This is a genomic window from Kordia sp. SMS9, assembly GCF_003352465.1.
Taxonomy (GTDB): Bacteria; Bacteroidota; Bacteroidia; order Flavobacteriales; family Flavobacteriaceae; genus Kordia.
Map to the genome: position 1 here is coordinate 193,048 of NZ_CP031153.1, position 24,836 is coordinate 217,883.

General features: G+C 36.5%; 22 protein-coding genes and 2 tRNA genes. 3 read left to right on the forward strand and 21 right to left on the reverse strand.

Annotated elements, in window-relative coordinates; translation table 11 throughout:
• Position 1: 1 nt before the first annotated feature.
• From pdhA to porU, 4 genes are all read right to left on the reverse strand, one after another.
• Complete coding sequence (gene pdhA, locus KORDIASMS9_RS00865; protein ID WP_114901033.1) at positions 2 to 1,000, reverse strand: pyruvate dehydrogenase (acetyl-transferring) E1 component subunit alpha; 999 nt, start codon at positions 998 to 1,000, stop codon at positions 2 to 4.
• Between the two features lie 252 nt (positions 1,001 to 1,252).
• Complete coding sequence (cdd, locus tag KORDIASMS9_RS00870) at positions 1,253 to 1,735, reverse strand: cytidine deaminase (protein ID WP_114901034.1); 483 nt, start codon at positions 1,733 to 1,735, stop codon at positions 1,253 to 1,255.
• 450 nt (positions 1,736 to 2,185) lie between these two features.
• The gene (porV, locus tag KORDIASMS9_RS00880; protein WP_114901036.1) at positions 2,186 to 3,427 is read right to left on the reverse strand and encodes a type IX secretion system outer membrane channel protein PorV; all 1,242 of its coding nucleotides are present in this window, start codon (positions 3,425 to 3,427) and stop codon (positions 2,186 to 2,188) included.
• 32 nt (positions 3,428 to 3,459) lie between these two features.
• Positions 3,460 to 7,332 (reverse strand): type IX secretion system sortase PorU, encoded by a 3,873-nt coding sequence (gene porU, locus KORDIASMS9_RS00885; RefSeq protein WP_114901037.1) that lies wholly within the window; start codon positions 7,330 to 7,332, stop codon positions 3,460 to 3,462.
• Positions 7,333 to 7,558: 226 nt separating this feature from the next.
• Here porU and gldJ point away from each other — a divergent pair, with 226 nt between their 5' ends.
• Both gldJ and murF read left to right on the forward strand, forming a co-directional pair.
• The gene (gene gldJ, locus KORDIASMS9_RS00890) at positions 7,559 to 9,268 is read left to right on the forward strand and encodes a gliding motility lipoprotein GldJ (RefSeq protein ID WP_114901038.1); all 1,710 of its coding nucleotides are present in this window, start codon (positions 7,559 to 7,561) and stop codon (positions 9,266 to 9,268) included.
• 87 nt (positions 9,269 to 9,355) lie between these two features.
• Complete coding sequence (gene murF, locus KORDIASMS9_RS00895; protein ID WP_114901039.1) at positions 9,356 to 10,630, forward strand: UDP-N-acetylmuramoyl-tripeptide--D-alanyl-D-alanine ligase; 1,275 nt, start codon at positions 9,356 to 9,358, stop codon at positions 10,628 to 10,630.
• A 37-nt stretch (positions 10,631 to 10,667) separates the two neighbouring features.
• Here murF and KORDIASMS9_RS00900 read toward each other — a convergent pair.
• The 10 genes from KORDIASMS9_RS00900 to KORDIASMS9_RS00945 all read right to left on the reverse strand — a co-directional run bounded on the left by KORDIASMS9_RS00900 (position 10,668) and on the right by KORDIASMS9_RS00945 (position 18,369).
• Positions 10,668 to 10,742: transfer RNA gene (locus tag KORDIASMS9_RS00900), tRNA-Val, on the reverse strand.
• A 25-nt stretch (positions 10,743 to 10,767) separates the two neighbouring features.
• Positions 10,768 to 10,842: transfer RNA gene (locus KORDIASMS9_RS00905), tRNA-Val, on the reverse strand.
• 67 nt (positions 10,843 to 10,909) lie between these two features.
• Positions 10,910 to 12,130: a folylpolyglutamate synthase/dihydrofolate synthase family protein gene (locus KORDIASMS9_RS00910; protein WP_114901040.1), complete on the reverse strand. Its 1,221-nt coding sequence runs from the start codon at positions 12,128 to 12,130 to the stop codon at positions 10,910 to 10,912.
• A 7-nt stretch (positions 12,131 to 12,137) separates the two neighbouring features.
• On the reverse strand, positions 12,138 to 13,025 hold the full coding sequence (locus tag KORDIASMS9_RS00915) for an energy transducer TonB (protein WP_114901041.1): 888 nt from the start codon (positions 13,023 to 13,025) through the stop codon (positions 12,138 to 12,140).
• A gap of 6 nt (positions 13,026 to 13,031) precedes the next feature.
• Positions 13,032 to 13,400: a biopolymer transporter ExbD gene (locus KORDIASMS9_RS00920; protein ID WP_162819699.1), complete on the reverse strand. Its 369-nt coding sequence runs from the start codon at positions 13,398 to 13,400 to the stop codon at positions 13,032 to 13,034.
• Between the two features lie 5 nt (positions 13,401 to 13,405).
• On the reverse strand, positions 13,406 to 13,792 hold the full coding sequence (locus KORDIASMS9_RS00925; RefSeq protein ID WP_114901043.1) for a biopolymer transporter ExbD: 387 nt from the start codon (positions 13,790 to 13,792) through the stop codon (positions 13,406 to 13,408).
• A 9-nt stretch (positions 13,793 to 13,801) separates the two neighbouring features.
• The gene (locus KORDIASMS9_RS00930; protein WP_114901044.1) at positions 13,802 to 14,488 is read right to left on the reverse strand and encodes a MotA/TolQ/ExbB proton channel family protein; all 687 of its coding nucleotides are present in this window, start codon (positions 14,486 to 14,488) and stop codon (positions 13,802 to 13,804) included.
• Between the two features lie 64 nt (positions 14,489 to 14,552).
• Positions 14,553 to 15,974 (reverse strand): sodium:proton antiporter NhaD, encoded by a 1,422-nt coding sequence (gene nhaD / locus KORDIASMS9_RS00935; protein WP_114901045.1) that lies wholly within the window; start codon positions 15,972 to 15,974, stop codon positions 14,553 to 14,555.
• Between the two features lie 23 nt (positions 15,975 to 15,997).
• Positions 15,998 to 17,224 carry a Glu/Leu/Phe/Val dehydrogenase dimerization domain-containing protein gene (locus KORDIASMS9_RS00940; protein ID WP_114901046.1) on the reverse strand — a complete coding sequence of 409 codons (1,227 nt, stop codon included), beginning with the start codon at positions 17,222 to 17,224 and terminating at the stop codon, positions 15,998 to 16,000.
• Between the two features lie 80 nt (positions 17,225 to 17,304).
• A complete protein-coding gene (locus KORDIASMS9_RS00945) occupies positions 17,305 to 18,369 on the reverse strand; it encodes an anhydro-N-acetylmuramic acid kinase (protein WP_114901047.1) in 1,065 nt (354 codons plus the stop codon).
• A gap of 173 nt (positions 18,370 to 18,542) precedes the next feature.
• Between KORDIASMS9_RS00945 and KORDIASMS9_RS00950 the strand changes: the two genes are divergently transcribed.
• Positions 18,543 to 19,685: an acyl-CoA dehydrogenase gene (locus tag KORDIASMS9_RS00950; RefSeq protein ID WP_114901048.1), complete on the forward strand. Its 1,143-nt coding sequence runs from the start codon at positions 18,543 to 18,545 to the stop codon at positions 19,683 to 19,685.
• A gap of 70 nt (positions 19,686 to 19,755) precedes the next feature.
• Here KORDIASMS9_RS00950 and KORDIASMS9_RS00955 read toward each other — a convergent pair whose 3' ends face one another.
• The 7 genes from KORDIASMS9_RS00955 to KORDIASMS9_RS00985 all read right to left on the reverse strand — a co-directional run bounded on the left by KORDIASMS9_RS00955 (position 19,756) and on the right by KORDIASMS9_RS00985 (position 24,833).
• Entirely contained in the window at positions 19,756 to 20,571 is an 816-nt protein-coding gene (locus KORDIASMS9_RS00955) for a hypothetical protein (RefSeq protein WP_114901049.1), read from the reverse strand.
• Between the two features lie 78 nt (positions 20,572 to 20,649).
• Entirely contained in the window at positions 20,650 to 21,069 is a 420-nt protein-coding gene (locus KORDIASMS9_RS00960) for a DUF6565 domain-containing protein (protein WP_114901050.1), read from the reverse strand.
• Between the two features lie 19 nt (positions 21,070 to 21,088).
• The gene (locus KORDIASMS9_RS00965; RefSeq protein ID WP_162819700.1) at positions 21,089 to 21,805 is read right to left on the reverse strand and encodes a hypothetical protein; all 717 of its coding nucleotides are present in this window, start codon (positions 21,803 to 21,805) and stop codon (positions 21,089 to 21,091) included.
• A gap of 19 nt (positions 21,806 to 21,824) precedes the next feature.
• Positions 21,825 to 22,577, reverse strand: a complete 753-nt coding sequence (locus KORDIASMS9_RS00970) for a toll/interleukin-1 receptor domain-containing protein (RefSeq protein ID WP_114901052.1) — start codon at positions 22,575 to 22,577, stop codon at positions 21,825 to 21,827.
• A 13-nt stretch (positions 22,578 to 22,590) separates the two neighbouring features.
• Complete coding sequence (locus tag KORDIASMS9_RS00975; protein ID WP_114901053.1) at positions 22,591 to 22,953, reverse strand: hypothetical protein; 363 nt, start codon at positions 22,951 to 22,953, stop codon at positions 22,591 to 22,593.
• Complete coding sequence (locus tag KORDIASMS9_RS00980) at positions 22,950 to 23,900, reverse strand: caspase family protein (RefSeq protein WP_114901054.1); 951 nt, start codon at positions 23,898 to 23,900, stop codon at positions 22,950 to 22,952. Before KORDIASMS9_RS00980 ends, KORDIASMS9_RS00975 begins: the two co-directional genes overlap by 4 nt.
• A gap of 294 nt (positions 23,901 to 24,194) precedes the next feature.
• Positions 24,195 to 24,833, reverse strand: coding sequence for a response regulator transcription factor (locus KORDIASMS9_RS00985; RefSeq protein WP_114901055.1), 639 nt, complete (start codon positions 24,831 to 24,833; stop codon positions 24,195 to 24,197).
• Positions 24,834 to 24,836: the final 3 nt, after the last annotated feature.

Here is a 24,836-nt window from a genome sequence, read left to right on the forward strand (position 1 = left end):
ATTATAATTTATGAGGTAAAAATGGATAATCTTCTTGTTCGTATACTGCATCGTACATGAGACTTTTTTCTGGATATGGCGATTCTTCTGCGAATTTTTCACATTCTTTCACCAATGCTTTTACACGCTTATCCATTTCTGCAATTTCGTCTTCTGTAGCATATTTTTTCTCCAATAAAATTTCTTTTACTTGGTTTATTGGATCAATTTTTTTGTATTCTTCTACTTCGTCTTTTGTTCTGTACTTTTGTGCATCTGACATCGAGTGACCTCTGTAACGATAGGTTTTCATTTCTAAGAATGTTGGTCCATCACCGCGTCTTGCTCTTTCAACAGCTTCGTGAATCGCTTCTGCAACTTTTACAGGATTCATTCCGTCTACTGGCCCGCAAGGCATTTCATAGCCCAAACCAAGTTTCCATATATCCGTATGGTTTGCGGTTCTTTCTACAGAAGTTCCCATGGCGTATCCGTTGTTTTCACAAATAAATACCACCGGAAGTTTCCAATTCATTGCCATGTTGAACGTTTCGTGCAATGATCCTTGGCGCACAGCACCATCTCCCATATAACACAAAGTTACCGCATCTCTTTTAAAGTATTTGTCAGCAAAAGCCAATCCTGCTCCTAAAGGAATTTGTCCACCTACAATTCCGTGTCCACCATAAAACCCTTGTTCTGGTGCAAAAATATGCATAGAACCTCCAAGACCTTGAGAAGTTCCTGTGGCTTTTCCATACAATTCTGCCATTACTTTTTTAGGATCCACGCCCATTCCGATCGGCTGTACGTGATTCCTGTAGGCAGTAATCATTTTATCTTTTGACAGATCCATAGCATGCAATGATCCTGCTAATACTGCTTCCTGACCATTGTATAAGTGAAGAAATCCACGTACTTTTTGCTGAATATACACAGCAGCAAGTTTGTCCTCAAATTTTCTCCAAAATAACATATCCTCGTACCATTTGAGGTATACTTCTTTAGTGATTTTTTCCATTTATTTCAAATTGGTTGGTTTTGTGATTTTTGGAAATCTAAAAACCATTTTAGGGTTTATTATTTGTTGTTGTTTGTTCGATATACGAATAACAAAAATACTATTTTAATGAGAAGTGAAAAAATGTAGCGGCAAATTATCGCGCTTTTAACACGATTTATACTTTCGAAAACGTTATCGAAAACATAATAATTATACACAATGCATTTTTTGATTCTTTCTTTGTATGTAATTCATTCGTTTTTTCAAGTTTTACAAATAACTTTTATCAAAAACTAACGGCAATAAATCTTTTAAGGAATTGGATTTCATAATTTTTCCTTCGCCGCCCATAAAGTATATTTCAATCGCTTCGTCTTGACGCATTTCGTATTCCGCAATGGACTGTCTGCACGATCCGCAAGGTGGAATTGGCGTTTTGTTGATATGATTGTCGGAAGTAGCTGTAATTGCAATTTGCCGAATTTTGACGTTTGGATATTCCGCACCAGCGTGAAAAATAGCTACGCGCTCTGCACATAAGCCAGATGGATACGCTGCATTTTCTTGATTGCTTCCTGTTACAACTACGCCATTTTCGAGTTGTAATGCTGCGCCTACTCTAAATTTGGAATACGGCGCATACGCCTTTTTACGTGCGGCTACCGCATGTTCCATTAGTTTTTGAATATTTGGAGGAAGTTCCTCTATATAATCATAACACGTAAGTGTTGTCGTAATTTTTATTTCCTGCATGGATCAATTTCAGTTTTTTTCTTTGGTTGTTTTATTCACCTTGAAATAGCATAGAAAGATAGTAATTATTTATGAGATTGTTAGGTGTTGGGATTTTGGGTGCTAGTTGCTAGAAAAACACTTTTCATTTTACATGTAGCGTTTTATATTTTTTTTCGATTGTTGCGTGTTTAAACGAGTAAACTTCTTTTTTACCACGAATTCACGAATGATTTTTTGATTTAGTGAGCACGCGTTGGAAGCGCGCGCTAGTGTTTGGTTGCTGGTTGCTAAAAATATAAACGCACAAAACCTTGAGCTTTCTATTTGTTCATTCGTCTTTTGTGAAACTTCTTCAATATTATACCAATTTACTACTCAAGACCAAAAACCTACCTCCCAACATCCTGAAAAACAAAAAACCTTCCAAGAAGCTTGAAAGGTTTTTGTATTTTGTATGTGTGATGAATTTTATAATTCGTCGTACGTGTCTCCTAAGTTGAATGTTAGTGAGAAACGCAATGTGTTTTCTAATGGATTTCTAACTTGTGATGCCGAGAATAGATACGAAACATCAATTGTTACAGCGCTGTATTTGAATCCTGCACCTAATGTAAAGAATTTTCTAGCTCCTTTTTCTTCTGCTTCATTGAAGTATCCGGCACGAAGTGCGAATGAATCTTGATACCAGTATTCTGCTCCCAATGCCCAGGTAAATTCTTTCATTTCTTCACTAAAACCTCCTGGTGCATCACCAAATGATTGAAAGATTCCAGACACAAAACTAACATCGTCATCTTGTCCAGCTACAATGATTGTTGGCTCGTTTTCGTTTACGTCAGGCGTTGATAGGTCGTCTGTATCTTGATCTCCGTTATCGTTTACATCTACGAAACCGAGTTGTGGCGGTGTTGGTACTAATAGTTTGTTTACTTCAACACTTACCGCTAATTTGTTGTATTCATCAAAGATAAAATCAAATCCACCACCCAATTTCAATTGTGTTGGTAAAAAGTTTTCTTGACCCAATTCGTCATATTTTAGTTTTGGCCCTAAGTTTGAGATGTTAAATCCACCTCTCCAACGTCCATTGAAGTTGTCATACGCAACTTCTTCTGACTGATAGTATCCTGCAATATCAACAGCAAACGTACTTGCCGCATTTGCTTCAACATCTGGTTGTGATTGCAATTTTAAATCTGAACGCAAGAAACGACCTGTTACCGACAATGCAAATTGATCACTTAAACGCAGCGCGTACGATGCATCAATTGACAATTCGTTTGGACTTTCTATGAGCGGTGTGAAGTTTCCTATATCTGCTTGTTGTTGTGTAATGATTTCTATTTCACCCAAGCTGAAATACTTGATACTTGCTGACCAGGCACTTCTTTCGCTAATTCTATTGTAGAACGTTAAGTTACCTAAAAAGATATCATTTACCAAATCACTTAAATATGGTGTGTAACTAACTCCAACTCCAATTTGCTCTTTTACAAAAGCATATTTTGCAGGATTCCACTGTTGTGAATAGGTATCAGGAGAAGTGGCAACTCCGAGTTCTCCCATTCCTCCTGCTCTCGCATCAGCTGTAATGAGTAGGAAAGGTACACCTGTAGTGATTACTCTTGTATCGTTTGGATTGACAATCGTGGTTTGTGCCAACATTCCGAAAGGAATCATACATAATATAGATAAAAATAGCTTCTTCATTCAGTTAAAATTTTAACAAATATAGGTTTTATTTATAGGATTACAAGTTTTTCAAATTTTTCGACTTGCTGATTAGTTAACGGAGATTTTACAGTAATCTTGTATACGTAGACACCTTTTGCAAGTTTATCACCAAAATCGTCCTTTCCATCCCAGACAATATCTCTTGACAAGGAACTAAAGTCTTTGCTTGACGCACCCGAGTTTGCTTTTCCTACCAAAGTACGTACCACTTTTCCTGATATGGTAAAAACTTGTATCATAACATCCAATTCACTTGAACTGTTGTGGTTGAACCAGAATTCAGTATAACTTACAAAAGGATTTGGATAATTTAACACATTGGTAATCGTCAATGAGTTGCTTTCATTGAATACTGTAAATTGAATTTCAGTGGTTGTGGAGTTGTTGTATACATCCCAAGCTCTGAGTGATAGTGTATGTGTTCCTTCTTCTATATCGCGCAATGGAAATTTTACAACTCCGCGTGTGTAGTCGTTTAGTTCGGTTTCGTAATAGTCGTTTAGAATGATTGGATTGACTTCATCTCCATCTAAAATAGCAATGATATCATGCCCAATTCCACTTGCTGTATTGATTCCGTTTGCATCTGATAATTTTGCCAGCAAGAATGGTGATTCGTTGGTAATTCCACCAGAAACAAAACTTTCGTCATTTAAAAATAAATTAACCACAGGCGCATCATTATCTATAGGTGCATCTTCGTTGAGTTCGCCTACTTTGATATTTTCACTGAAACCTGTATTGTCTTCTAAGGTTCCTTCTTTTTCGGCATAAAAACTGATACGACCGTTTCCAACAGGAATGGTAATGTCACGTGGTACTACAAATTCAAATTCGAAGTTTCCTTCTACTACTTCTGATTTCCCTCTAAAGATAATTTCTCCTAAGGTTTCAAAATCAAAGATGAATGGAAAGTCATTGGCAAGTGTTTGACGTTGTATTTTTTTGTCATAAATCGTAGAAAACACGGTTCCGTTATAGGAAGTGATCAAGTTTCCAGCGTCATCTGTTACGTTTCCTGCAATTTTTACTTTGCTTAATGCTTTGAGTGTATCTGTAGCTTGTGTGATTGGCACATCATTAATGGCTGTTAAGTTGACTCTAGGACGTGGAATAGCTAGTTTCATTGCTGGATCGCCAATGTAGAAAACCGTTCTTTTGTTACTTGTGGTGACTAAATTTTTAGTTTGACGCAACGCTTCTGACACAGGTTCATATTCATTAGAACCATACGAGAATAGATATCTCGCCAAGAGTTCATTGATACTTACACCTACGTTTTGAAATATTTGTCGCGTGGTTGTCAATAGCGAAACTGCGCCTCCATTTTCGTTCCAAAACATAAATTCTCCTGCGGTTTCACGAAGCGGATTGTCAAAACGTGTATATTCACAAGTAATTGTGATAAATAAAGGAAGACGACAATCGTTTGTTAAGTCTTGTGAATCTCCTTTTTCGAATATTCGTTCTCCTGACAAACCATCTTCTCCACCATGCCCAAAGTAATTTACGACTAAAGAACCTAGTGCAATGTTATCTTTGATAGCTTCGTTTACTTCTGGATATCTTTCTCCCGCGGCTGAAGATTGTTGCACATACGCATCCGCGTGAATTTTTGAAATGTTGATGAATGGCTTTTCAGTGGCAATATCTTCCCCAAGTGCATCTAAATCTACTTGTAGGTCTTTATCAGAGTCATTTTCCGCATCATCGGACACAATAGTTACTGTATTTCGCCATCTTCCAAATGCGGCTTTACTGTAGTATACTAATGTTTTATCAACAATAGCTTTGGCTTGATTTGGATCTAGGACTAACATTCTTCCCATGGCGACATCTAGACGATCTGTCACCGTCATTGTTCCTTCGTTTTCGTCCATCATTCCAAAAAAATCATCTGTCATAAACCCACTCGTGAGGTTGAAACTATCATACGCTTGATACACGGGAACAATGTTGGTATTTCCTTGAATTCTATCTTTGTAGTCATACGAAGCATCGCCAAACATACATACATATTTGAGACGATTTTCAGGTATACTTGCATTGTCGTACACATATTTTATAAAGTTACGAATGGCACCAATATCGGGATTTCCTGTGTTGAATTCGTTGTAAATACTTTTGAGCGTCACCACTTTTACAATCATTCCAGAGTTTCCTCTGTGGAATTCTGCAATTCGTTCTGCTTGAGACACCATATTTTCAGGAGAAATGATGATATATTCTACATCGCCATCTGCAAATACACTTCCTTTCAAGTCTTGATTTAGCACTTGATTGTTAGGTTCTATGGTTGGAATTAAGAATCGTGATGTATCGCCCGCAATGTATTTTCTAATTTCGCCCATCGGTGCTTTGAACGAAAATGAACTTGCTGCTCCTGTATTGGTTACTTTGGTTACATTCCAAATATCTGTAATGTCCCAAACTTCATATATTCTGGTAGCGTTTGAAATGACAAATTCTCCCGTTCCAATGATATTTCGCGCATCATTGTATTTGAAAAAGAATTGATCGTCAACTCCTGTAAGTGCTCGTTTAGATTCTACTGAAATATAATCTAAATATGCAATAGAACCTGCGATTCCGTTGTTTTCGTAGTTGAGCGTAATGTTTAAGTCAGTTGAGTTTAGATTCACATCATCTACAATGAGTCCATTTCTGTTAGGTGGAACGCCAGATACATTGTGTTGTGTGGCAATTCGCGTATCGTTAATTTGAGGAAACGTGAAATTGAACGCTGGCTGACCGTTGATATTTTGTGCAGCTTGACCATTGATAAACGTACTCATACTGGTAATTCCGTTAGAGATTGCTGCAGGTTTTATTCCGATACGAACAGGTTCGGTCGTTACTAAATTTGTCAATGAAAAGCTGAATGTTTGTTCAGATTCAATATTAAAGACTTCGCCAAACCATCTTCGCCCAAGTTTTACAATATTGATATTGTCTACTTCATGATATTGATAATCATCATATTCTGTAATAGTCACATCAGGCGCAGCTGTTGGTTGCACAGCTTCTGGAATTCGTTTTCCATCAGCGGAACCATCGGCTGTGATGTAATAATAGGTTTTATCTGTATACGCATTGATGTGTGTTTGACTATCTTCATTGAAAACATCAGGACCTTCTGCATAAAATAATATGTAATCATTTCCATTAAATACACCATCTTCTTCCCCAAAAACGGTAATTGCATTTTCAGTGACATCGTAGTATTCATTGGCTGAATTTAGATGTGGAATCATTCTTCCGCCATTTCCATAGATTTTAATTTTTCTCGGATCAATGTTTCCTGCGTTGATTCCTATTTGATTTAAAAGATTTGTGTCTATTCTATAAATACCTGATTTATCTACTGAAAATCTATAGAAATTTCCACTTGATAATACAGAACTAGTAACAGCACTACTTTTAGCAAAAGAAGAAGGTCTTCCTGCCAAAAGATTATAATTTACATCAAAACTCAATACTTTTTTAACAATTCCGTTTTCTCTAATTAATGGAGACACCGTTAATATATGTGCATTTTTACCTCTTGCAACCGAATTACCGATTTGCACTTGAATAGAAGTTGGTAATTTTCGCTTGTCAATTCCGCCTAAATTCTGATCTGAAATTGTACCATACGCTACATTTGTAATTTGTATTGAATTTTTATTTACAAAACGATCATCGTCCCATTGCGCTATAAAACTGATGGTTCTGTCGTCATTGCTCACAAAATATTCTTCATTAAATGTTGGTAATTTCACAGAGGAATTTTCTTTTGAAAATTCTTTTGCCGTGTCGCTCCACGTAAGATCAAAGTGCTTATTTTGCGCGTTGGCACTTAGAAAAAGGAGACCTATTAGAAAAGTTAGTGTTTTTTTCATTGCATCTTAAACGATAAATACATTGAAATATTATTCAATGTTTTAGCTTATTTCTTAAAAAAACAAAATTAAGAATAATAAATCACAACTGTACTCGTTATATGAAAACTATTGATATTAATAATTGAGGCAAAGCGTCATATTAAATTTTGAAATTAATCTTGATATTTTACCTTTAATTACTATATTGCAAACCTAAATTTCTTTCAATACTCAAGTCTTGACTATGAAAAAGCGAACTTTAAGAATTATGCTACTTGTCGCAGTAGTTTCACTAGGATTTTTTAGCTGTAAAAGATCATCATCAAACAGTACATCAAAAGCCACAGGATGGCGCATTGATGGTAAAGATGGAGGATTTACAGCCAATACTAAATATAAAGATCAGGAAACGGCTCCTGGACTCGTATTTGTAGAAGGAGGAACTTTTACAATGGGAAAAACACAAGATGATCCTATGCACGATTGGAACAATACTCCAAATCAGCAACACGTACAATCTTTCTACATGGATGAAACAGAAGTCACCAATTTAATGTATACAGAGTACTTATATTGGACAAAAACTGTTTTCCCGCCAGAAGAGGAAAATTACAGAAACATTTATACAGGTGCTTTGCCTGACACATTGGTTTGGAGAAATCGTTTAGGATTCAACGAAACGATGACTACAAATTACCTAAGACATCCTGGATATGCAGAATATCCTGTGGTTGGTGTCAATTGGATTCAAGCAGTACAATTCTGTAAGTGGAGAACAGACAGAGTAAACGAAGCTGTTTTGGAGCGCGAAGGCTACATTGCCAAAGGTGTAAAAACTGATAGTATTGATGCTACTAGCACATTCAGTACAGAAGCATACTTAACAAAACCATCCGAAACATATGGTGGAAGAATTGATGAGTATCAAGGAAGAATTGCTGAAAAGTCAAATAAAAGCAGTAAAAAGAAAAACGATGACGATGACGATGCTGATGCAGATGATGCTGAATCAAAGAACGTATATGCAAAACGTACTACAGGTGTTATTCTACCTGAATACCGTTTGCCAACCGAAGCTGAGTGGGAATATGCCGCAAAAGGGTTAGATGGTTTGCGTGAATACAACAATATTCGTGGTCGAAAAAAATATCCTTGGAAAGGAGAATTTACAAGAAGCGGAAACAGAAAAAGACGTGGAGATCAGTTAGCAAACTTTAAGCAATCCAAAGGTGATTACGGTGGAATTGCAGGTTGGTCAGATGACGGTGCAGATATTACAGCTAGAGTAAAATCATATCCTCCAAATGATTTTGGATTGTATGATATGGCTGGAAATGTTGCAGAATGGGTTGCTGATGTATACCGCCCAATTGTAGATGATGAAGCAAGTGACTTTAACTACTACCGTGGTAATGTATACACGAAAAATAAAATCAACGAAAAAGGAGAAACTGTAATTGTTACAGAAGGAGAGATTAAGTATGATACGCTAGCAAACGGTAGAATTGTTGCAAGAAACCTTCCTGGTCAGTTAGCTGAAGTAGCTATTGACGAAAAAGAAACATACTTGAGAACTAACTTTGACAAGTCTGACAACAGAAATTACCGTGATGGTGATGTGTCTTCTTCTAGATTTTACGATTTATTCAGCGAAGAAGATGAGGAAAATGGAGAAATGGACGCGAAGCGCATGTACAACGCTCCTAAGCACTTAGTTGATTCAGACTCTACAGGAATGGTAAGACAATATGACAAGTCTAACTCAAGAACAACTTTAATTGACGACAATGTAAGAGTTTACAAAGGTGGTTCTTGGAAAGACAGAGCGTATTGGATTGATCCAGCACAAAGAAGAGCTTTCCCTGAGTATATGGCAACTTCGTACATCGGATTTAGATGTGCGATGTCAAGAGTTGGTTCAAAATCACAAGACAGAAAGAGTCCAAGAAAATAATACATTTAATACGTGTATCAAAATTTAAAAGCCCTGACGTATCAGGGCTTTTTTTTCGTTTAGACATGTTTTTTTAAAGCTACAGAAATGATTCAAGATTTATACGCTAAATTTCAACAACACCCAATAGCATCTACTGATTCTAGAAATATTACACCTAACTGCATATTCTTTGCCTTGAAAGGTGACAATTTTAATGGAAATAAATATGCTGAAGATGCACTGAAAAAAGGCGCTGCTTTTGCGGTTATTGATGAATCAGCATACAAAACCAGCGAGCAAACCATTCTCGTAGAAAATGTGTTAGAAACATTGCAACAACTTGCTAGTTACCATCGCAAGCAATTGAACATTCCGATTATCTCATTAACAGGAAGCAATGGCAAAACAACGACTAAAGAACTGATCAACGCTGTTATTTCAAAAAAATACAACACTACTGCAACGAAAGGAAATTTAAACAATCATATTGGCGTACCGCTTACCTTACTTTCTATGCATGCTGATACAGAAATCGGAATTGTAGAAATGGGCGCAAATCACCAACAAGAAATTGCCTTTTTAAGCAATATTGCCGAGCCAGATTACGGATATATTACCAATTTTGGAAAAGCACACTTAGAGGGTTTTGGCGGTGTAGAAGGTGTCATAAAAGGAAAAAGCGAACTGTATGATCACTTAAAAACAAATGCTAAATGTATCTTTGTCAATGGTGACGATCCAAAACAAGTTGAGCGAACACAAAACACTAAAAAATATACCTTTGGAAGCACCGAAGGACACGATTTGAAAATTGAATTCGTAAGTGCTGATCCAATGGTAAAAGCTACTGTAAACGATATTGAAATTCAGAGCCAACTGATTGGTTCTTACAATTTTTCAAACATTGCAGCAGCCATTGCAATGGGAATGTATTTTGAAGTTACACTTACGGATATAAAAGACGCTATAGAAGCATACATTCCTTCTAACAACCGATCGCAAATCATACATAAAAACTCTAATAAAATAATTTTAGATGCTTACAACGCCAATCCTACAAGCATGAAAGCTGCCTTGGATAATTTTTCAAACCTCAGCGATACCACTAAAATTGCTTTTTTAGGTGATATGTTTGAACTTGGAGAAAGTGCCGCAGCAGAACATCAATTCATACATGAATACGCAGCCTCTTTACAAATTGATCGTATTTATTTAATTGGAGAAAACTTTGGCATCACAAAAAGCAGCAATCCCAACATAAGCATTCACATCACTTTTGAATCGTTAAAAGATCAATTCCCAAAAGAAATACAAAACAGCACGTTGTTAATCAAAGGTTCGCGCGGAATGGCGTTGGAACGAATTTTGGAGTTGTTATAAACTAAAAAAAGCTTCTTGCAATAAGAAGCTTTTTTTGTGGGTAATACTGGATTCGAACCAGTGACCCTCTGCTTGTAAGGCAGATGCTCTGAACCAGCTGAGCTAATCACCCGTAATTCATTTTTTCAATAAGATAGTGGGCGATACTGGATTCGAACCAGTGACCCTCTGCTTGTAAGGCAGATGCTCTGAACCAGCTGAGCTAATCGCCCTTATTGCTTATAGCGGATGCAAATATAAAATAGATTTTATATCTAGCAAAATTTAAAGCTATAAATTTCAAAGTATTTCTGCCACCACAAAGGTACTACCGCCAACATAAATGAGATCGTTATTTGACGCATGTTCTACTGCAACCGCATAGGCTTCTGAAACTGAATTGTATATATTGCCCGTCAGCTGATATGTTGTTGCTTTTTGATGTAATTCTTGCGCTGATAAAGCACGATCTATTTTTGGGCTGCAAAAGTAATATGTGGCTGTTTTAGGGAATAATGGAAGAATTGCATCTAAGTTTTTATCATTCACAACACCGAAAACAATGTGTAATTGTTGAACATCTTCTTTTTGTAATTGCTCCATTACAAGTTGCAAACCTTCTTTGTTGTGTGCAGTATCGCAGATGGTTTTTGGAAACTCATTTAGAATTTGCCACCTTCCTTGCAGCTTTGTATTGGCAACTACGTTTTGCAATCCGTTTTGAATGTGTTTTTCTTCAATTTGGAAGTCTTTTAGTAACTGAACTGCTTGTACTGCCGATTTGTAATTTTTCTGCTGGTAATCGCCTAACAGATCTGTTTGATATACTTTTTGAATGGTTTTTTCAGCAAGATACAACTCAGCATTCAACGCTTTCGCTTTTGCTTCAAACACAGGAAAAGTTTCTTTGTGATATTCGCCAATCACAACGGGAATATTTTCCTTGATGATTCCTGCTTTTTCTACAGCTATTTTTGGTAACGTGTCTCCCAGAATGGCAACATGATCATATCCGATATTGGTAATGACGGAAACTTCAGGTGTAATGATATTTGTGGAATCCAATCGTCCGCCGAGACCAACTTCTATCACGGCTAAATCAACGTTTTGCTGTGCGAAATAGTCAAATGCAGCGCCTACGGTCAATTCAAAAAAAGACAATTCTTCAGCAGCGATGTATGTTTGATACTTTTTTGCAAATTGAATGCTAGTTTCTTGAGAAATCATCTCGCCATTGACACGAATTCGCTCTCTAAAATCTTTTAAATGTGGCGATGTGTACAATCCGACAGTATAACCAGCTTCTTGCAATATAGAAGCGATCATGTGACTTGTAGAACCTTTTCCGTTGGTCCCAGCTACATGAATGCTTTTAAATTTTTGATGAGGATTTTGTAAGTGTTCGGCAAACTTGGTAATTTTCGTCAAATCCCAAGCCGTGCTACTATTAGAAGCGCCTTTTTTTTGATAGGAAGCTTCAAATTGCGCTTTCCACCATTGCATGGCTTCTTGGTTTGTCATTGATGAATTATTGACCTAATTTGAAATTTACCACAATAAAACCAACTTGCTTTGATGGTGCTTTTGCATCTTTATTCCATTTGTATGTTTTTGCAGTTTTTATGGCTGCATCAATCAAACAACTTTCAGTACTTGTAGATCCTTTAGGAGAATATTCCGCAGAGATCACTTCTCCATTTCTATTCACTTTAATAGCAACTACGATGGTTCCAGCCTTATTACACTCTTGGAGTACTTTGCTACTTGCAAGCTTGCTTCTTCCATTCAAGCCATAACCACCGCCGCCGCCGTTTCCTGAGCCTGGTTCTCCATAGTAACTTGCCGCATACGGATCTCCGTTTGGATTTCCTTTATTTCCTGGACCATCATTTGGTCCTTCTCCTTCACTTTCATCTTCTCCGTTTCCGTTGGCATCATTAAATAAGGCATCAATCTTCGCTTTTTTAGCCGCTTCTTCTGCTTTCTTTTTGGCTTCCGCATCTGCTTTTGCTTTTGCAATACGATCTGCTTCTGCTTTTGCCTTCGCCTCTTCGTCTGCTTTGCGCTTTTTTTCCTCTTCCGCCTTTTTCAGAGCAATCGACTCTTCTGATTCTTGTGTAATGACTTCTTCCGAAGATGTATCTGGCTGTGTTTCTTGTACAGGTTCTGTTTCTTGTGGTTGTTCTTCTTGCTCCTCTTGTTGTTGTTTTGGAGCTGCCACAGGCTTTGGATTTTTTTGAGTTTCTACGTCACCACTTCCTGTATTGCTTGTCCCGAAGTTTACCGCGATTCCACTTTCAATTGGCGGATCCATGTATGTCTTTCCAAATATGAACATGAATATTAATAATAAAACCATCAACACCGTAGTAATGGTGGCTGATTTTCGTTTGTGTTCTGTATTGAATAACGACATAGTTCTTTATTTTGAGACTCCTCCGAGAATGATTGTATACTTATTTTTTGTTGCAATATCCATAATCTTTAGGAGCCTTTCGGCAGAAACTTCCGCAGAAGCTTCCAAAGATATGACAGGATTTGCATAACCGTCAAATTGTATTTTTAATTGTTCTTCAAGTTGTTCTATAACAATTTTCGTTCCATTTAGAAAGATCGTTGCATCTTTATCAACTCGAATTTGTATTGTTTTTGCTTTTTTCTTTTCAACTTCCGTTTCAACTTGTGGCAAACCTTCTAAATAATTCGCAAAATATGCCAGTCCTATTAAAAAAATTGCACCTGCGATAAAAACGAAAGGCAGTTTAAATTTTTTATTCCTGGTTTCAAGCAAACCCATTACTCTGGGCGAACTGCTAGAATAATTTTATATTTATTTTTATTCGCAATGTCCATAATATTTACTGCTTTTTCAATTGGCACACCTTCTTCTGCTCGCAATATGATAGTTGGTGTATCTTGCCCGGCTAATTTGGCTTTTAGTTTCGATTCTATTTGACTTTCTCGCACACGATCTGAATCAATGTATACTTGTAAGTTCTTTTTAATACTCACCGAAACATTTTGCGTGTTCGTTGATTTTCCTTTTGCTTTTGGCAAGAGCAAATCGAGCGCATTTGGCGAATTGGACGTTAACATGAAAAACACCAATAATAAAAACACAATGTCTGTCATGGACGACATGCTAAACTCTGGACTTACTTTATTTCTACCGCGTAATTTCATAGAATATCGTTATACAGGTTCGTTTAGTAAATCTAAAAAGTCTACAGCATTTGCTTCCATTTGATGTACCACTTTGTCTGTTTTCACTACTAAGTGATTGTATCCAATATACGCAATAATTCCCACAATTAGTCCTGCAACCGTTGTGGTCATCGCGGTGTAAATACCTTCTGCGAGAGAACCCATTTGTGCTTGTCCGCCACTAGTTGCCATTTCTTGAAAGGCGATAATCATTCCAATTACCGTTCCTAAGAATCCAATCATGGGTGCAGCGCCTGCTACAGTTGCAAGAATACTGACATTTTTTTCAAGTTTGTATACTTCTAAGGTTCCAGCATTTTCAATGGCTTTGTTAATATCTTCCAACGGTTTCCCTATTCTGGCAATTCCTTTTTCGGTCAATCGTGCTACAGGAGAATCAGTTTGCGCACATAATATTTTGGCAGCTTCCAGCTTTCCTGTCGATACATTATCGCGAATTTGATTCATAAAGTTTTTATCAATTTTAGAAGCTGATTTGATTGCAAATATGCGTTCAAAATAAATGTATAAAGCGACAGCTAGTAAAACTAATAACACACTAATAATAATGATACTTCCAGGTCCTCCATCAACAATTAATTTGATGATTGAAAATGTTTTTTCCTGACTTTCAGGATCTTCAACAGGAGTAGTTGGTGTTTGAAATAATAACATAGTTGTTTTTTGATTTAGACTATAATAACGGTGTTTTTTTTAATTAAGTATACAAATCAGGTACTTAAAATAGGGTTCGCATGATCATGAAAACTGCCGAACCAACGACGAATCCAATAAAGGCGAGCCACGATATTTTTTTGAGATACCAAAAGAAATCTATTTTTTCCATTCCCATTGCAACTACACCAGCCGCAGACCCAATGATGAGCATACTTCCTCCTGTTCCCGCCGCAAAGGCGATGAAATGCCACAGCTCGTGATCTAACGGTTCTGTAAACATTCCTAAACTGGCGGCTACCAACGGAACATTGTCAATGACTGCCGAGCCTACTCCAAGTGCCATGACTACTAAATCAGAAACTCCTCCATCGTGCATTTCTGTTCCTAATTGTGGCGTTGCCGTTTTTAACCAATCTGCAAAACCGAATAACAACCCTAAGGATTCTAATGCCGCTACTGCCATTAAGATTCCTAAGAAGAATAAGATACTTGGTAATTCAATTTTGGATAAGGAATGATGTACTGGACTGTGATGCACTGGAAGTCCATCAGCGTTTTCATCATAGCCTTCATTGGCACCGACAGCTGCCATCGTGAATTTTGAGTTGCTGTATATTTCTGCAAATATGGCAACGACCGAAAGTGACAACATCATACCTACATACGGAGGCAAATGTGTAACTACTTTGAAAACAGGCACAAATACAATTGCTGATAGTCCTAAGTATAACATAGTTGGACCAAAACGATGTGTTTTTTCTTCTTCCGCACCTTCTTCTTGAGGTAAGTTTCCTTGAAATGGTTTTAAAAAAGAAGCAATAAATGTTGGCACAATCATACATAATAATGATGGTATAAATAAGTAGCCAAATAGTTTTCCTGTAGATACTTTATCGCCAATCCATAACATCGTTGTCGTAACATCTCCAATTGGTGACCAAGCACCACCTGCGTTTGCTGCAATGATAATTAAACCGGCATACCAAACACGAATATTTCTGTCGGAAATAATTTTTTGTAAAATTGAAATCAGTACGATCGTTGCCGTAAGATTGTCAATAATAGCAGATAAGATAAACGCTAAGAACGCAAATATCCACAATACGCGCTTTTTACTTCGGGTTTTGATGAAACTTTTTATCGTAGCAAAACCATTAAAATAGTCAATAATTTCCACAATGGTCATCGCACCTAATAAGAATACTAATATTTCTGCGGTTTTCCCAAGGTGATGCAATAAACCTTCTTCCATGAGATGCATTTTATCGTCGGTTGCTAAGGCACCAAAACCATTTTCTCCACCGACTAACGCATGCGCTCCTGAGTCGAACCAATTTTGAAAGTCTTCAATTCCGAAAGCGATAAACGCCCAACATATTGCCATCATGGCTAATGCGGGAATAAGCTTGTCAATTTTTAAGTTGTGTTCTAAGGTTATGGCTAAATATCCAAAGACAAATACGGCTATTATTGCTGATTCCATTTCTATTTTTTATAAGTTGGTTTTTAAACTAATTCTTTTAATGCAATTTCAAAAGCAGTTTTGCTGACATCTACTTTTGAAGCATTTCGTTTGAATGTATTTTGTAATGCTTTTTTGATGGTTTTGGAAGTATCTTCAAAGATGGCTTCATCGGTCATTTGTACTCTACGTTCCATGAAATATGCAAAAACTCTTGCCATTCCACAGTTGGAGATAAAGTCTGGTATTAAACTTACTTTTTGATCCGTATGTTCCATGATTGGCCCGAAGAAAATTTCTTTGTCTGCAAAAGGCACATTAGCACCACAGGTAATGACTTCCAGTCCAGTATCAATCATTTTATCAATTTGTTCTTGCGTGATGAGTCGCGATGCTGCACAAGGTGCAAATACTTCCGTTGGCAATTCCCAAATGCGTTGGTTAATTTCTTCAAAAGGAATCATGTTATCAGCTACAAGCGTATTTCCGTCTTTATGTAGGTAAAATTCCTTGATGGCTTCTTGCGAAAAACCATCTTCGTTAATCACGCCGCCAACTCTGTCAATAATTCCAACTATTTTTGCGCCCATTTGTGATAAATAGTACGCAGCAGCAGCTCCTACATTTCCAAAACCTTGTACAATAGCGCGTTTTCCTTGAATGGATCCGCCATATATATCATAAAAATGACGTGCTGCTTCGGCAACTCCAAAACCAGTAATCATGTCGGCAACGGTATATTTTCGAGATACATCGGGAGAAAACACAGGACTTTCAATTACTTTGATCACTCCCAAACGCAATTGTCCAATTCGGTTGATTTTGTCTGCATCTGTCGGTTTAAAATGTCCATTAAAAACGCCTTCTTGCGGATGCCACACGCCACTATCTTCCGTAATTGGAATTACTTCATGAATTTCATCTACGTTTAAATCGCCTCCAGTTCCGTAATAACTTTTTAGTAAGGGTGCTACGGCGTTGTACCAACGTTTCAGCACTCCATTTTTTCGCGGATCTTGTGGATCAAAGTTAATGCCTGATTTGGCGCCACCAATCGATGGTCCTGAGACGGTGAATTTGACTTCCATCGTTTTTGCTAGAGAAAGTACTTCATTCATGTCTAAGCCTTTGCGCATGCGCGTTCCGCCACCAGCTGCACCGCCACGAAGTGAGTTAATTACGGTCCAACCTTCTGCATTTGTTTCAGGATCTTTCCAGTTAAAAACAATTTCAGGTGCTTTGTTTTCGTAAATTTTGAGTAATTCTTTCAAATATTTGTATTTAAAGTACTAAAGGTTTGTATCGAGACAAATATAAAAATTGTTCGCTTGTTTACAGAATCCTTTGGCTACTATTTAACGATATGATAATTGTATATTTTTCCAGAGCAATGATCTTTGGATGCTCCCGTGACTGTTTTCAGACAATTTACTTCTTCGCGCAAGCGTAAAACTCCTAAGAAACCAAAAATTAACGCTTCTTTGTATTCAATGAGTTCTTTGGTGGGTTTTACTAAATTTAGTTCTTTGTAATAGACAATTCTTTCTAACAAATAATCGTTGTAAGCACCGCCACCAGTGACTAAGACTTTGGATCTTATTTTAAAATTTCGTGCTAATTGTCTCGCTACATGTTCTGTAAACGTTCGCAATACATCTATTTTTTTTCTTGGGAATGCTTCTAATCGTGGAATTATTTCTTTTTGAACCCATTCTAATCCGAGTGACTTTGGCGGAAGCTGTTTGTAATAGGCTAAATTGTCTAATTCTGCACCTAAACTCAATAAATAGTCGCCCGATTTTGCCAATTTACCTTTGTCGTCATAGTCAAATCCTACTTGTTTTGCGTATTTGTTCAGTACAATGTTTACGGGACAGATGTCATACGCAATTCGTTTTCCATCTTTGTGATAGGAAATATTCGCGAAGCCACCTAAATTTAAACAATAGTCATATTCCGAAAATAGCAATTCGTCGCCAATTGGAACTAACGGCGCGCCTTGTCCGCCTAATTTGACATCTTGTACCCGAAAATCACACACTACTTTTTGTTGAATGAGTTCTGCTAAAATTTCTTGATTGCCGATTTGATACGTAATTCCTTTTTCGGGTTCGTGCAAAATGGTATGTCCATGTGAGCAGACTGCATCTATTTCCGTGATTGTATGTTTTTTGATGAATGTTTGAATCGTTTTGGCTAACAACTTTGTGTATACGGTATCAAATTGTTGAAGTTTTTGTGGCGTGTAATTGATAGCTTCTCGCAATTGTTGTTCAAAAGTTGTTGTGTACGGAATCGTTTCTGCGGCTAAAATTTTGAATTCCCAGTGTGTTGTTTTTTCGAAATGTATGTAGGCAAGATCGATTCCGTCAAGGGAAGTTCCAGACATGACACCAATGGCTTTGTAGGGATTCATATTGTAAATGTATTTAAATTTTGCCGTTTTAAATTCACTTTTTGGGACGATTCATAATTTTGGCACTAATAAATTAAGAATTCTTAAAAATAAACGCTTATTATTGAAAATCTGCTATTTTAGAATTATCTTTGTGCGAATTTTTTAGAGAATTACTAATACAATATATAATTATGGATTTTAATCTTACAGAGGAACACATGATGATTCGCGATGCCGCGAGAGATTTTGCAAGAACGGAATTACTTCCTGAAGTTATTGAACGTGATAACAAACAGGAATTTCCAAATGAGTTGGTTCGTAAAATGGGCGAGTTAGGATTTATGGGAATTATGGTAGATCCGAAATATGGAGGAAGTGGAATGGACACAATTTCGTATGTGTTGATTATGGAAGAATTGTCTAAAATTGATGCTTCTGCCTCAGTGATTGTATCTGTAAATAATTCATTGGTATGTTATGGTTTGGAAGCATACGGAACAGAAGCTCAAAAACAAAAATATTTAACAAAGTTAGCCACTGGTGAAAATGTAGGTGCTTTTTGTTTGAGTGAACCAGAAGCTGGAAGTGATGCAACTTCGCAAAAAACCACTGCGATTGAGATGGACGATCACTATGTAATTAACGGTACTAAAAACTGGATTACAAGTGGTGGACGCGCAGATGTGTATTTAGTGATTGCACAAACTGATCGCGAGAAAGGACATAGAGGAATTAACGCATTTATTGTAGAAAAAGGAACACCTGGTTTTGATATTGGTCCTAAAGAAGACAAGTTGGGAATCCGCGGAAGCGACACACATACCTTACAATTTAACGATGTTAAAGTGCCAAAGGAGAATCGTATTGGCGAAGATGGTTTTGGATTTAAGTTTGCAATGAAAACACTTTCTGGTGGACGTATTGGAATTGCAGCGCAAGCATTAGGAATTGCTTCTGGAGCGTATGAATTAGCCTTAAAATATTCAAAAGAGCGTAAAGCGTTTGGAACGGAGATTTGCAATCACCAAGCCATTGCTTTTAAATTGGCGGATATGTATACAGAAATTACCGCTGCACGTCATTTAGTAATGGAAGCCGCTTGTAAGAAAGACGCCAAAGAAAACTACGACATGGCAAGTGCAATGGCAAAATTGTATGCTTCAAAAGTTGCCATGGAAGTGACTGTAGAAGCGGTGCAAGTTCATGGAGGAAACGGTTTTGTAAAAGAATACCATGTAGAACGTTTGATGCGTGATGCAAAGATTACACAGATTTACGAAGGTACTTCTGAGATTCAAAAAATTGTAATTTCAAGAGGAGTTATCAAAGGATAATCTTCTTTTTATACTATATTCAAAACGCGTTGAAGAGATTCAGCGCGTTTTTTGTTTTTATACTATTTTTTCAGAAACGATAATCCACACCAAAACCGAGTGCGTTGATGCTGACACTTCCCAATTGGTAATGATTGTAGCCACCGTGAATGGACAAACGTTTTAAGTGATAACGCGCATGCAGTTTGAATTCATCTATGGACGAATCGTTGATTAAACTTTGTTTCCACAAAGCACTCAGACTGTAGGGTTTTTTCAAAAATACCTCAACACCGACTTGATAAGCAAATCCTGTTTCGTCTACACCATTTCCAACATGTGTGGCTCCAACGCCCCAAAAAGCAGTTACGTATTGTTCGCGCACTCGGTAGTAATTTATCATAACAGAGGTTGCTCCTAAATTATTTTTAGGTCGATCTTCAAAGAAATGCAGGTGATTTGCTTCTATTCCAACTAAAGGCACAAAACGGAAATTCAGCTTGATATCATTGCCATAGAATTCTTTTCCGCTCGTAAAAAATGTATTAGAAACAATAAATTGACTTCTTTTTAACGGTATACTTTCATCTTCGTCTCCATACGCATATTCGCCATGTGAGCCGTCGGAATATGGATATTCATAAAAATAGCGGGATTCCATTTCACCAAAAAAGATTCCGATGGTAGCATGATAGGCAATTTCAATAAAAACGCCGTCAAAAAAGCCAACGCCATCGCCCCAATCATCATCGTTATTATTAGTACTTCTATTTGAATTGGAATTGGAACTACTAGAACTACTAGTTCCCGAAAGGTCATTTTTAGCTCGATTTAGTTTTCCTTGTGCATGACTCGCACTTATCACAAAACAGCATACTAATAGTGATGCTACTATTTTTGACTTCATAAAGTTTGGTTTTAACGTTGCCAAATGTTATCAAGAAAAGTGCCAAAGGTAATTACTTGTGGTATTTATGTTTTAAACTCATTCAATTAATTGATCAACTATCTTTAATAAACTTTGTATTCTTATATCAGCAGGAAACTTCAATAACTCTTTTAGTATTTCTTTAAACTCATATGCAAACTCTTTAAATATTGCATTGTATTCTCCACTTAATATTTTCTTTATTGAGATATCGCCCTTGTATAAGTGAAACGCAAAATCATAACGATGAACTCTTATTTTTTCACTCATTGTAAGTTGATTTTTGAACTTTTTATAATCTATTTTACTATACGTTTCGTATAGAACTGTTTCTCTACTCCAATCTTTTTCTGAATATGAAGCCCAATTGCTCTTTATTCTCTTAATAAAATTTTGATATTCTCCTAAATACTCTTCTTTTGTCGTTCGATGACAGCTTAAAAGAAGAAGGAGAAATGATAGATAAAAGTATTTCATAATTGCATATATTGATTTATTAAAAAGGATGTAACGTATTTTGATTGACTTTTTTTAAATCGACAAATTTTCCGCGTGCTTGTAATTTTCGATTGTCATAAAAACCACCTTTCACGTGGTGATCATTTTCTTTTCTTATGAATTTTAAAACTACTGTTACATGATGTCCGCCATTTTCTATAGTTCCCAACTCACCATAGTGACAAGTTAGTATAATGTGCTGCCCATCATCAGTTTTTGTCATCATGACTTTAGAGCTTTCAGCTTTTATCTTTTTATCTCCTGACTCTACATAAAAAAAACTCACCTTAATTTCACTTCCTGTTTGATATACGATAATTGTTAGTTTTGAATTTCTTTTGTATTCTCTAAACATTTCATGTGAATAGAAACTTTGTTTGAATTCTTTGAAATAAAAAGATTCTATAGTGCCTTTATATGTTCCTGAAAAATCATCAACGGTAAACATATGAGAAAAAGGACGATATTTCCACAATTGATTGTCTGTCAATTTTAAAAACCCAATTAAAATTATCACCAACATAATGATGAAGTATCCATTTCCTTGTACTAAAAATATAACTACGATGACAGTACCAATCAGCCAAAAAAGGGCTATTGTTTTATAGTATGTGAAGTACTTTTTTTGAGTGGTTAAAAACAATCCGAAAAGTATCACTAGCATATTAAACGCAGGATTGCCCACTTCACTTTTTCCATTCATTTTTAACTTCATTCAAATTGATTTTTAGGGCTTAATTTTTAATTTGTTGTTTTATCATATTTAAAAAGATATTTCGTTTTGGCGCCCAAACAAGCGGACGTTTTGGCTCTAGTCCAAATTTTGTTTCTAGCGTTTCTTTGAGTAAATCGTAATGCAATTCGTTGTCAATTTGAATGCCTTGAAAGTGCTTGAAAACTCCTTGTATTTTTCCTAAATCAAATGGTGTAATGGCAACTGAAATTTGACTTTTGGTTTTTGCCCACGCCGCGCCCATTTCTATCAAACACATGGGCGATTTGTAAAAGTTATCTGAAAGCATAAAAAACACCAATACATCTTCGTCTAAACGCGCTTCTATTTCTTCAATAAAATTATTTCCTAATGTAGTTCCATATCCTTCTAAGGAAGTACAAAATATATTTTCAGATGGTATACCAATGACTTCTAAAAGCTGAACGAAACTCGTTACGACTTCCTTGTCTTTACTAGAATGACTGATGAATATTTTTTTTAGATATTCTTCTTTTGGCTTTTGTGTAGGTTTGCCTTTTTTGAGAATGACATAGTTAGAGGTGTCAATTTTTAAATCGTCTGCAATGAGTAACAAAATTTTGTCAGAAGCGGTTGCCAATAGTTTTTTGATTTCGGTTTGTGTGTAATCGTTGATGGCTTCATTGGTGATTCCGTAGCCGCTAAGAATAGCAACAATTTCCTTCATGCTGTGACTGGTTTGTAAGGAAAAGAAAATGTCTTGAATTAATCGGTGTTGTGTTACAGGATTCATAGGTTTTTGTTTTTTAGTAGTTTCTTATAATGTATTCTGATTTCAGTCTAGTTTTTAAGGATTTTGAAATTGTATAGCTGTCAATTCGCTGTAAGACCTCTTCATACAAGAGCTTTTGTTGTAATTGTTCACGCTCTATTTTAGAAGCATAATGTCTGTAAAAAGCATATTCTGAAAGCTTATAAAATAGTATTCCAAGTAATACAAAGACACCTATTCCCTCCTCCATTCCAATGTCGAATGAGATTTCTTTTAGTCTTGAAGTGATTGCCGCAGCTCCTCCAAATTCGCTTGTCCACTTTAATAGCAAAAAGATGAATTTGGGAATCATAAGTCCCACTATAAAATTGGCAACTGTATCAATTTTAACAATCATATTCTGTTCGTTTTAGCTAATTCCTTGTAATAAATTCCAAGTGGTGTCAGTACGCACGAACTCCCATTTTTAGCTGCTTCATCTAAGGATTTTGCATCTGTGGGAAGTAATAAACCATTGGCGTGGTATTGTCGTAGATCGGACATGACATTAGCTAGACCGTTTTGAGCTTCTTCTCCCAGTATATAATCAGCAGAAAGCTGAATTCCCTTTTTATCATCATTGAAGTATTTCGGCAGCTTTCGAAGTGTTTCCGATGCGATTTTTGGAGTACAGTTTCGCAACGGAATCATTTTGGACACATGCGATTTGAATATAGGACGCTGTTTCCATGAATCTAACATGATATCTACATAGTTGTACATTCTGGCAACATTTACTTTTCCTAGTATATCTGCCGCGCCACCTTTTAATGCATCGTAAATAATGGTTGTAAATACGCCAAATCCTCCGCGCTCCATAGAATATTGTGTATCTCTACTCGCCGTAAGTAACGAAACGCCTTCTCGTAAGATTACTTTTCGATCGCCGAGTTCTGCAAAGTTTCCAATGCCGCCGCTGTGACAACAATCAAGAATGATGATAACTTCGGTTGCTTTGGAATTGTTTGCCATATTCACCACTTCACTCAAGCTAACACCTTCATTATGTTTTTCGGCATCTTCCGTTACCAAATAACTTCCTAAATGTGTAGATGCGCCGTGCCCTGCAAAGAAAAAGAAGGCTACATCTGCTTCGTGATTGAATAAGTCGTAAATTTTATTTTTTAATCGTGGAATTGTAATTGTACACGTATCGGGATTGGAAATTAATAACTTACAGTCAAAATTTGGATCGCCATTTTCATGTCTCGAAATGACTTCAAGCATGCGTTCTGCGTCAGGAATACAGCCTTTTAATGGACTTTTTTGATAATGATTAATTCCTACAAGTAAAGCTCTTCTCATGTATTGGTAGTTTTATAGTTTGTATACTTATACCAATTAAACTATAAAATGCAACATATAAACTCGTTCATTTGGTATCCTAGTTCCTTGTGAATATTTTCCGTAGCTACGGCTATGCAAAAGATTCACGGCGTTCTATGATACAAAAGCAACTTCGTCTATAAAGTCGTATTGTATAGTAGAATTGATATTACAAATTTCAAGCATTCCGCTAGACAAGAAAACCTCAATATTAAGGAACAAAAAAACTCCCCAAATTTGAGGAGTTTTACAAATCACTTATGAAGAAAAAAATCACACATGTCCGTTTTCCATGGCATACCGCACCAATCCTAACGAGCTTTTTACCCCTGTTTTTTCTATTAAATTTCTACGATGTGTTTCTACCGTACTGTTGGCAATATTAAGTTTGGCAGAAATTTCAGAAGTCGTATGATCGTCTACAATTAAACGCAGTACATCTTTTTCACGCTTGGTAAATTGTACCGTTTTCGACTTCGGTTTGCGGACAGCTTCCAACAGGGTATTTAATACTTGCCCTTTGATATATTCTTCGCCTCTTGCAATGGTTTCTAACGCTTCTACAAACTCCTCCATGCCTCTATTTTTCAAAATGTAACCATTGGCACCAATTTCAATTAATTCATGAATAAATTCACTTCCGTCGTGCATTGTTAAAATCAAGATTTTTATTTCAGGATGTTCTTTTTTGATGATTTTTGCTGCTTCTACGCCATTAATTTCTGGCATGCTGATATCCAACACAGCGATATCAACCTTGTTTTTTTTGATCAATTCTATTGCTTCCTTTCCATTTCCTGCTTCTCCGACTACTTTTATATGTGGATTGGAGATTAGTAATGATTTTAAACCGTCAATTACAATTTGATGATCGTCTGCAATGATAATATGGAGTGTTTTTTGTTGTTTCATGAT

Coding starts and splice junctions, on each gene's coding strand:
- KORDIASMS9_RS00915 (WP_114901041.1), bottom strand. CDS start 13,025: ATGTCGTTATTCAATACAGAACACAAACGAAAATCAGCCACCATTACT.
- gldJ (WP_114901038.1), top strand. CDS start 7,559: ATGAAAAAGCGAACTTTAAGAATTATGCTACTTGTCGCAGTAGTTTCA.
- KORDIASMS9_RS00985 (WP_114901055.1), bottom strand. CDS start 24,833: ATGAAACAACAAAAAACACTCCATATTATCATTGCAGACGATCATCAA.
- cdd (WP_114901034.1), bottom strand. CDS start 1,735: ATGCAGGAAATAAAAATTACGACAACACTTACGTGTTATGATTATATA.
- KORDIASMS9_RS00955 (WP_114901049.1), bottom strand. CDS start 20,571: ATGAAGTCAAAAATAGTAGCATCACTATTAGTATGCTGTTTTGTGATA.
- KORDIASMS9_RS00975 (WP_114901053.1), bottom strand. CDS start 22,953: ATGATTGTTAAAATTGATACAGTTGCCAATTTTATAGTGGGACTTATG.
- porV (WP_114901036.1), bottom strand. CDS start 3,427: ATGAAGAAGCTATTTTTATCTATATTATGTATGATTCCTTTCGGAATG.
- nhaD (WP_114901045.1), bottom strand. CDS start 15,974: ATGGAATCAGCAATAATAGCCGTATTTGTCTTTGGATATTTAGCCATA.
- KORDIASMS9_RS00910 (WP_114901040.1), bottom strand. CDS start 12,130: ATGACAAACCAAGAAGCCATGCAATGGTGGAAAGCGCAATTTGAAGCT.
- KORDIASMS9_RS00930 (WP_114901044.1), bottom strand. CDS start 14,488: ATGTTATTATTTCAAACACCAACTACTCCTGTTGAAGATCCTGAAAGT.
- KORDIASMS9_RS00950 (WP_114901048.1), top strand. CDS start 18,543: ATGGATTTTAATCTTACAGAGGAACACATGATGATTCGCGATGCCGCG.
- KORDIASMS9_RS00945 (WP_114901047.1), bottom strand. CDS start 18,369: ATGAATCCCTACAAAGCCATTGGTGTCATGTCTGGAACTTCCCTTGAC.
- KORDIASMS9_RS00980 (WP_114901054.1), bottom strand. CDS start 23,900: ATGAGAAGAGCTTTACTTGTAGGAATTAATCATTATCAAAAAAGTCCA.
- KORDIASMS9_RS00960 (WP_114901050.1), bottom strand. CDS start 21,069: ATGAAATACTTTTATCTATCATTTCTCCTTCTTCTTTTAAGCTGTCAT.
- KORDIASMS9_RS00965 (WP_162819700.1), bottom strand. CDS start 21,805: ATGAAGTTAAAAATGAATGGAAAAAGTGAAGTGGGCAATCCTGCGTTT.
- porU (WP_114901037.1), bottom strand. CDS start 7,332: ATGAAAAAAACACTAACTTTTCTAATAGGTCTCCTTTTTCTAAGTGCC.
- pdhA (WP_114901033.1), bottom strand. CDS start 1,000: ATGGAAAAAATCACTAAAGAAGTATACCTCAAATGGTACGAGGATATG.
- KORDIASMS9_RS00925 (WP_114901043.1), bottom strand. CDS start 13,792: ATGAAATTACGCGGTAGAAATAAAGTAAGTCCAGAGTTTAGCATGTCG.
- KORDIASMS9_RS00970 (WP_114901052.1), bottom strand. CDS start 22,577: ATGAATCCTGTAACACAACACCGATTAATTCAAGACATTTTCTTTTCC.
- murF (WP_114901039.1), top strand. CDS start 9,356: ATGATTCAAGATTTATACGCTAAATTTCAACAACACCCAATAGCATCT.